Consider the following 3177-nt stretch of genomic DNA (forward strand, 5'->3'; position numbering starts at 1 on the left):
GCAACGTGAAGCGGCCGAGGCGATGCCGCCGCCGGCGGACGTCGACGTTGCCGATGTCGCTGCCTGGTCGGCCCGGCTGGACGGCTGGTTCGCGTCCGGTGCAACGGTTGCCGTTTGGCACTGCGACGAGACGGCCGCGCGGTTTCTGGCGACGTGCGATCCGGACCGGTCCCGAGTGCAGCTGTGCGTCGACGAACAGCCAGGTCGACATGGACGATTCGTACCGACGTCCGGCCACGAGGTGGTCAGGCTGAGCGTCCTGCGTGAAGAGCGGCCCGACGTCGTGATCGTCTCCAGCGTCGCGGTGGACGAGGTGAGGGTCGAACTGCAGGTCTTGGGAGTCGGCCCGGTGGAGCTGGTCGAGCTCGACTCGATCGCGTTCGGCTAAGCCGCTTACCGGTCGAACGCCCAGTCGGCAATATGTGGTGCGACGGGGTAGTGGCGTTCGAGGAGCACGCGCATCGATCCGGACGTCGCAACAACGACGGCCGGAGGCACACGGAAGGTTCGGGCGGCAAAATTCATCGCCTTGCGAAGGCCGCGTCGTGTGGTCGCGATGGTCAGATGCGGCGGTTCGATGCTGTCGCACGGCAGCTTATCGAACCGCATCGGCACGACACGAAACTGCCACGCCTGCCGCGGCTTGAGCAGCTCGATGCATGCCTGATCGACGTCTGCGCCAGTCAGGTCCTGTTCGCCGTTGACGGCGACGTACTGCTGCGCCCACGCCGTATTCACGTGAATCGCGTCAAGGCCGTAGAGGCGTTCGAGCAGGTCTCCCAGCGGGCGATGCGTGGCTGCCTGGACATCCAGAGCGTGTCTGAGCTGCTGGGTCGTGATCGCGCCTTGCTCGACGAGCAATTCGCCCAGGCGAAGGGGCTGTTGTTGTGCGGAATCAGCGTCGGGCATCGTCTCGGCAAATCCTCCCAAGACATATCGGCCGACGCGGCCTGTAGCTTGTGATCCGAGCGACGTGATCGGGCCTGGCGGAGTCGCTGTCAGCCGACGATATCGGAGACCTTGCAGCTGAAGCCAGGCAAGACGTCGCCGCCGTCGAAAGCCTGATCGGCCTTCAGAACGACTGGCTCGGTCTCTGGTCGGTAGATCGTCAGCTGCCTCGACTGGCGGTTGACTACGACGACCATTTTCACGCCGAAAGCAAGATACTCCTCTGCCTTGGTCTCCAATTCACCGGGTCGATCACGCTTACTAACAACTTCAACGACGAACTCGGGCACCGCTTCGACGAAATCATCCTCGTTCTGGTCAGGCGGAATTGTCTCGCGGCGGATGAAAGAAATGTCCGGGCCGCGAGTCAGATCAGGTTCGCGCGCGAGGATGAAGCCGGTCTCGACCATTACCTCCCCAAGCTTGTGCTCGCCATTCCATGCGCTAAGGAGCGAAGCGAACTGGACCTGACGTTTCCCATGTCCCATTCCGACTGGTGGCATCTCGATGACCCTTCCGTCAACCAGCTCTTGCTTGCCAAGAGTTTCGGGCATTCGGGCGAACTCTTCAGCCGTTAGCGGACGACCAAAGTCGATCACCCTCGCCGCCTGCGGAATGACCGCACGTCTCACAGGCTTCGCAGCAAGCTGCACATCCCTCTCGGCATCCGCAGCGAGTGGTGGTGTCGCGAGGACCGTCATGACGCCGATTGTACTCAACCCCCGGTCTCAAGAACGGCCAGGAACGCTTCCTGGGGGATGTCCACGCTGCCGACGCGTTTCATGCGGGCTTTGCCCTTCTTCTGCTTTTCGAGCAGCTTGCGTTTGCGGGTGACGTCGCCGCCGTAGCACTTGGCGGTGACGTTTTTGCCCATCGACTTGATGGTCTCGCGGGCGATGACCTTTCCGCCGATGGCCGCCTGGAGCGGGATTTCGAAGAGGTGACGGTCGATCTTGTCCTTGAGCTTCGTCAGGATCTGCCGGCTGCGGACCTCGGCCGTGCTGCGGTGCAGGATCATCGAAAGCGCGTCGACCCGGCTGCCATTGACCAGCACGTCGACGCGGGCGAGGTTCGCCGCCTCGAAGCCGCGAAGCTCGTAGTCCATCGTGCCGTAGCCCTTGGTGCTGCTCTTGAGCTTGTCGTAGAAGTCGTAGATGACTTCCGCCAGAGGGATGTCGTAGGTGATGATGACTCGCTGGCCCTCGTCGCGGCCGATGTATTCGGTCTTCTTGTACGTCCCGCGGCGCTCCTCACACAGCGTCATGATCGCGCCGACGTGGTCCTGCGGGACCATGACGTTCATGCGGATGATCGGCTCGCGAATCTCGCGAAGGTGCGACGGATCGGGCAGCTGGCTCGGGGCGTCGATCTTGTAAACCTCGCCGTCCGACTTCTCGACCTCGTAGGTGACTGTCGGGGCGGTCTGGACGACCTCGATCTCGAACTCGCGTTCCAGGCGTTCCTGCACGATCTCCATGTGCAGGAGGCCCAGGAAGCCGCAACGGAAGCCGAAGCCCAGCGCGTCGCTGCTCTCCGGGGCGAACGTGAACGACGAGTCGTTCAGGCTCAGCCGATCGACGGCGTCGCGGAGGTCTTCGTACTGCGTGCTGCCGCCCGGGTAGAAGTCGCAGAAGACCATCTGCTGGACCTTCTCGTAACCCGGCAGTGGTCTAGGCGCGGGATTCGTCGCGTCGGTGAGCGTGTCGCCGACGCGGACGTCGTGGATGTCCTTGATGGTCGCGACGACGTAGCCGACCTCGCCTGGCCCGATGCGGTCGACGCGCGTGGCTTTGGGCGTGAACTTGCCGAGTTCCGTGATTGGATACTCCCGCCCGGTGCCCATCAGCTTGATCTTGTCGCCCTTTTCGATCGCGCCGTCGACCATGCGGACGTAGATCACCACGCCGCGATAGTCGTCGTAGTGGCTGTCGAAGATCAGGCCGCGCGTCGTCCCCGCGGCCTCGCCATTGGGTGGCGGGAGCTTGTCGCACAGGGCCGAGATCAGCTCGTCGATGCCGACGCCGCTCTTAGCGCTGACGAAGATCGCGTCTTCCGCGGGGAAGCCCAGAATTTGCTCGATCTCTTCGGCCACCAGCTCCGGCTGGCTGCTGGGCAGGTCGATCTTGTTGATGACCGGAATGATCTCCAGGTCCTGCTCGAGTGCCGCGTACGCGTTGGCGACGGTCTGGGCCTGAACGCCCTGGGTCGAGTCGACGACGAGCAACGCGC

General features: G+C 63.4%; 4 protein-coding genes. 1 reads left to right on the top strand and 3 read right to left on the bottom strand.

The window, feature by feature from the left end:
- A partial coding sequence (locus AAGI46_16575) for a hypothetical protein (GenBank protein ID MEM1013822.1) occupies window positions 1–388 on the top strand: 388 nt, incomplete at its 5' end.
- A 5-nt stretch (window positions 389–393) separates the two neighbouring features.
- Here the strand turns inward: AAGI46_16575 and AAGI46_16580 are convergent.
- From AAGI46_16580 to lepA, 3 genes are all read right to left on the bottom strand, one after another.
- A complete protein-coding gene (locus AAGI46_16580; GenBank protein MEM1013823.1) occupies window positions 394–909 on the bottom strand; it encodes a hypothetical protein in 516 nt (171 codons plus the stop codon).
- A gap of 89 nt (window positions 910–998) precedes the next feature.
- Entirely contained in the window at window positions 999–1649 is a 651-nt protein-coding gene (locus AAGI46_16585) for a Uma2 family endonuclease (GenBank protein MEM1013824.1), read from the bottom strand.
- 14 nt (window positions 1650–1663) lie between these two features.
- On the bottom strand, window positions 1664–3177 hold a 1514-nt coding region (lepA, locus tag AAGI46_16590), incomplete at its 5' end, for a translation elongation factor 4 (protein MEM1013825.1).

It is taken from the genome of Planctomycetota bacterium (genome assembly GCA_038746835.1).
GTDB lineage: Bacteria > Planctomycetota > Phycisphaerae > Tepidisphaerales > Tepidisphaeraceae > JBCDKH01.